This window comes from Peptoniphilus sp. oral taxon 386 str. F0131 (genome assembly GCF_000090945.1).
GTDB classification, from domain to species: Bacteria; Bacillota; Clostridia; order Tissierellales; family Peptoniphilaceae; genus Anaerosphaera; species Anaerosphaera mikwangii.
Window position 1 is genome coordinate 1 of the sequence record NZ_GL349423.1, and the last position, 5105, is coordinate 5105.

3 protein-coding genes and 5 tRNA genes are annotated in these 5105 nt (G+C 30.9%); 7 read left to right on the top strand and 1 reads right to left on the bottom strand.

All coding sequences use genetic code 11. The features are described from left to right. Window positions 1–16 precede the first annotated feature (16 nt). From HMPREF0629_RS07075 to HMPREF0629_RS07100, 6 genes are all read left to right on the top strand, one after another. Window positions 17–93 (top strand) — tRNA-Asp (locus tag HMPREF0629_RS07075). 21 nt (window positions 94–114) lie between these two features. Then, window positions 115–190: transfer RNA gene (locus HMPREF0629_RS07080), tRNA-Thr, on the top strand. Between the two features lie 11 nt (window positions 191–201). Next, a tRNA-Tyr gene (locus tag HMPREF0629_RS07085) sits at window positions 202–287 on the top strand. A 17-nt stretch (window positions 288–304) separates the two neighbouring features. Continuing rightward, window positions 305–379, top strand: a tRNA-Gly gene (locus HMPREF0629_RS07090). A 5-nt stretch (window positions 380–384) separates the two neighbouring features. Further along, window positions 385–461 (top strand) — tRNA-Arg (locus HMPREF0629_RS07095). Between the two features lie 374 nt (window positions 462–835). Next, window positions 836–3130, top strand: a complete 2295-nt coding sequence (locus tag HMPREF0629_RS07100; RefSeq protein ID WP_009222631.1) for a heavy metal translocating P-type ATPase — start codon at window positions 836–838, stop codon at window positions 3128–3130. A 74-nt stretch (window positions 3131–3204) separates the two neighbouring features. Here HMPREF0629_RS07100 and HMPREF0629_RS07105 read toward each other — a convergent pair whose 3' ends face one another. After that, a complete protein-coding gene (locus tag HMPREF0629_RS07105; RefSeq protein ID WP_009222632.1) occupies window positions 3205–4104 on the bottom strand; it encodes a TIGR01212 family radical SAM protein in 900 nt (299 codons plus the stop codon). Window positions 4105–4182: 78 nt separating this feature from the next. Here HMPREF0629_RS07105 and HMPREF0629_RS07110 point away from each other — a divergent pair, with 78 nt between their 5' ends. Continuing rightward, window positions 4183–5085, top strand: coding sequence for a tetratricopeptide repeat protein (locus HMPREF0629_RS07110; protein ID WP_255263847.1), 903 nt, complete (start codon window positions 4183–4185; stop codon window positions 5083–5085). Window positions 5086–5105: the final 20 nt, after the last annotated feature.

Here is a 5105-nt window from a genome sequence, read left to right on the forward strand (position 1 = left end):
AAGAGAGTTCTAACGAGGCCTGGTAGTTCAGTTGGTTAGAATGCCAGCCTGTCACGCTGGAGGTCGTCGGTTCGAGCCCGATCCAGGTCGCCAAAGAAAAAGGGAAAAAGAAGTGCTGGTGTAGCTCAATTGGTAGAGCAACTGACTTGTAATCAGTAGGTTGGGGGTTCAAGTCCTCTCACCAGCTCCAAGAGAAATCAAGGAGGAGTTCCCGAGTTGGCCAAAGGGGACGGACTGTAAATCCGTTAGCACAGCTTTCAGTGGTTCAAATCCACTCTCCTCCACCATTTAAATTTAATAATATGCGGATGTGGCTCAGTGGTAGAGCATCGCCTTGCCAAGGCGAGGGTCGCGAGTTCGAATCTCGTCATCCGCTCCATATATGCACCGTTAGCTCAGCTGGATAGAGCGTCTGGCTACGGACCAGAAGGTCAGGGGTTCGAATCCTCCACGGTGCACCAAGTAAAACCTTGTAATTTTATAATTATAAGGTTTTTTTGTTGTATGATTTAATAATTATCCTTGTATGATACGAATGTTATGCTATTATTTTTCATTAACTATATAAATCTTCATTTCAATTTGCTTAATTTCAAAAATTATATTTATAGTTTTTATTTAGTATATTATTTATAAATTTCATTGTTTTAAATGAATAAAAAATTTTTGAAATTATAGTTTTATTCATATTTAAAAATTAATTCAGTAGTAAATATTTAATAACTTATTTTTAATATATGGTTTTTCTTGACAAGATATTTGTAATAAGATAAAATATAATTAAATTATATGAACAAATAAACAAGTATACAAATACTGATAGGAGGGAGCCGATATGAAATACAAATTAAAGAATTTGGATTGTGAAGTTTGTAGTGATGATATAAGAAATCACAGTCATCAAATTGAAGGAATTGATAGAGTATATAATGATAATGGCGAAATTGTGATTGAGAGTCATGAAGATATATCAGCATCTGAAATTTTAAATAATATTTCAACGCATTTAAAGCATATTGGACATGAACACAACATGACAATTTGCAGTGAGTATATAATTTATTTAAGGGGACTTAATTGTGCACATTGTACTAAAAAAATAGAAGAGGCTACTTCCGTTCTTGGAGGTGTTAAATCTGCAAACTATGATTTCACAAATGAAAAATTTAATTTACTTATTGAAGACAGTGCGGACAGAGATTCTATTTTTAATGAAGTTAAGGTGATAGTGGACAGAATTGAGCCTGAAGTTGTTGTTGAAAAAGCAGATTTAAAAAAATCAAATACAGAGCTTAAGAAAATAAGTATTTTTGATTATAAGATGGAATTTTTAAAGTTTGCAGCAATTTTGGCTGCATTGATTTTAACTGTAATTTTAAAAATTCCGGATGTATTTAAACTTGTAGTGTATTTACTTTTATATCTATATTTAGGGCAAGAAGTTATAGTGTCTGCAGCTAAAAATGTCATAAAAGGTGAAGTTTTTGATGAAAGATTTTTAATGAGCGTTGCATCTATCGGTGCATTTGTTGTCGGAGAGTATCCTGAAGCTGTTGCTGTTATGTTGTTCTATAAAGTTGGTCAGTTGTTTGAGAATATTGCTCTTGAAAATTCAAGAAATTCTATTTCAAAGGTACTTGAATTGAAGGCGGAATATGCAAATGTTTTAATTGGAGATATTATAAAAGAGGTTGACCCCAAAGATGTAAATATTGGAGATATTATTTTTATAAGACCAGGAGAAAAAGTTCCGCTTGATGGAGTTGTAATTGACGGGAATAGTAATCTTGATACTTCAAATATAACGGGAGAATCAATTCCAAGATTTGTAGATAGTGGGGATGAAGTAATTTCAGGGTGTATTAATATTGATAGACCGTTGAAGGTAGAGGTTCAGAAGAATTATGAAAATACTACGGTTGCTAAAATATTAGAACTTGTAGAGAATTCTGCTGTAAGAAAATCTAAAACAGAAAAAATTATTACAAAATTTGCAAAAGTATATACTCCGATTGTAGTTTTACTTGCTGTATTAATTACTGTAATACTTCCGTTAAGGGGAATTTTAAGTTTTTATGATGCATTTTTCAGAGCATGTATTTTTCTTGTAATAAGCTGTCCTTGTGCATTTGTAATTTCGGTACCGCTTGGAGTTTTTGCAGGGATTGGTTCAGCATCCAAAAATGGAATTTTTGTAAAGGGTGGAAATTACCTTGAGGCGTTAAGTGATGTTTCAAATATAGTTTTTGATAAAACAGGTACAATAACTAAGGGTATTTTTGAAATTTCAGATATAAAACCTGTAGGGGAGTTTTCTGATAAGGAGATTTTAAAATATGCTGTAACGGCAGAACGGACATCTACTCATCCCATAGCTACTGCAATTTTAAAGAGAGATAATTCTTATTTTGAAGATGCTGAGGATTTTAATGAGTATCTGGGAAAAGGGATAGTATATACATTAAATGGCGATAAAATTTTTGTCGGTAACGGAAAACTTTTGAAGGAGAATAATATAGAGTTTGAAACTTTGCATGAATCCGGAGTTGTAGTGTATGTTGCAAAAGCGGGGAGCTGCATAGGCAGCATAGTTATTTCAGACAGTGTTAAGGATGAGGCATGGAAAGAAATAAGAAAACTTAAAAAACTTGGTATGCATCTAACTATACTGTCAGGAGATAATGAGGAGAATACGAAATTAACTTCAAACAGTATAGGAATTAACGACTGTTATGGAGATTTGCTTCCTAATGAAAAGGTAGAAAAGCTTGAAGAGATTATGAAGAAAGCTACAAATAAAGTTTTGTTTGTAGGAGATGGAGTAAATGATGCGCCTGTTCTTTCAAGGGCTGACATAGGGGTAGCTATGGGAACTATTGGTTCTGATAGTGCAATTGATGCGGCAGATATTGTTATTATGAATGACGAACTTTCTAAAATAGCAACAGCAATTAAAATTTCAAATAAGACAAAAAAAATAATTTATCAAAATATATTTTTTGCATTATTTGTAAAAATTTTAGTTCTTATACTTGGCGCATTGGGACTTACTACTATGTGGGTAGCGGTTTTTGCCGATGTGGGAGTAACTGTAATTGCGGTTCTGAATTCTATTCGTGCATTAAATTGAAATGTAAAAAAATATAATATTAAAGAGTGAAGGGTTTTATTCTTTCACTCTTTTTAATTGAAGTTATGTTGTATTTATATTATTATAGGTAAGTTTCTATTTTTAAGTTCTTTATCTATTGATGATATTACAGAAAGTTTATCGGCACACCATTTCGGTTCAATCAGTTTTTTCTTATCTGCATCTCCCGTAAGCCGATGAATTACAATATCTTTTGGCAATATTTCTATACTGTCACAAACAAGATTTATATAATCGTCTTTGGATATAATATCAAATTTATTTTCCAAGTAATAGTTATATAAATCAGAGTAATTTTGAATATATAAAGAATGAAATTTTATACCGAAAGGATGTAGAGCTTTGACATACTTTACTGTATTTAACATATCTTCTTTAGTTTCATAGGGGAGTCCGAAAATTATATGAGTCAGAAATTTTATATTATTATTTTTTAATTTTTTAACATTTTCATCAAAGATTTTATGACTATATCCTCTATTGATTATGTTTATTGTATTTTCATTTATAGTTTGCATTCCTATTTCAAGCCATAGAAAAGTTTTTTCATTTAGTCTTTTTAGCATTTCCATAACATCGTCTCCAAGACAATCAGCTCTTGTTGCAATTGATAATCCTATGATATCATCTCTTTTAATTACGTAGGTATATATTTTTTCAAGAGATTCTATGTTTCCATATGTGTTTGTGAAATTTTGAAAGTATGCAATAAATTTTGTGGCGTTCCATTTTTTAGAAAGGAGATATTTTTGCTGATTTATTTGGTTATCTATTGACAATAATCTATCCCCGGCAAAATCTCCGCTTCCTCTTTCAGAACAGAATATACAACCTCTGTAACTTAAAGTTCCGTCTCTGTTGGGGCATGTACTTCCTATGTCAAGTGACAGCTTTGCGATTTTTGTATTAAATTTTTCTTTGAAATAATCGTTAAATGATAAGAATCTTCTCATTAATACCTCCAAATATTAAGTAAATTATACCACACTTTATTTTTTTTGATATAATGATAAGGGAGGTCAATTTTGACTGTGTATTTGAATTTTAATGAAAAATATAACAATTATATTATTATAGCTAATGATTTTGTAAGCAAAGATGACTTAAAATCAGCTTTAAATGCATATAATAAGGCACTTGAGTTTGCCACAACACCTGATAAGAAAATAGATGTGTTATTTGAAATTTCAGATATATATTTAATTTTTGAAGAGTATTTAAGTGCTAAAATATGTTTTGAAAAAATTATTGAGATTGATAGTACAAGAAGCGGTGCGTATTATGGAGTTGCGCTTACAAATGATTTTTTAAATGGCAGTGTAGAAGAGAGTATCAAGTATTATAAATTTGCAATAGAGTATGATGATAATTATGATAGGGCATATTATTATCTTGGTCATTGCTATGATAAAACAGGAGATAAAAATGCAGCTCTTCGCTGTTTTAAAAAATGTATAGATATAGATTCCGAAGATTATATAAGTTATAATGACATTGGCTGTATATATGAAGAACAAAAGTGTTATGATATGGCGAAGCATTATTTTGAGTGCAGTCTTAAAATTAATCCTAATTATTTTAGAGCACTTTATAATATGGGAGTAGTATATAAGGCTTTGGGAGATAATAATGTTGCGCTTGAATATTATTTTAAGGCTAAGAACGAGGAAAAAAATCCCTATATTTATCTAAATATCTCTGCAATTTATATTGAACTTAAAGATTTTAACAGAGCTATTGAGATTTTAAATGAGGGAATAGAATATAATCCCGAAAGTGTAAATCTTTTTTACAATAGGGCATGTTCAAAGGCGAGACTTGGTGATAAAGAGGGGGCTCTTTTAGATTTAAAGAGGGCAGTTAATATAAATAAGGAAGCTTACAATTGGGCTGTTAATGATTTAGATTTAACAGAGGTTATTAAGGAGATGTAGTTATGGTAATAATAAAAACT

Bases quoted from the DNA above. Each gene is read 5' to 3' on its own strand.
- HMPREF0629_RS07100 (WP_009222631.1), top strand. From the start codon at position 836: ATGAAATACAAATTAAAGAATTTGGATTGTGAAGTTTGTAGTGATGAT.
- HMPREF0629_RS07105 (WP_009222632.1), bottom strand. From the start codon at position 4,104: ATGAGAAGATTCTTATCATTTAACGATTATTTCAAAGAAAAATTTAAT.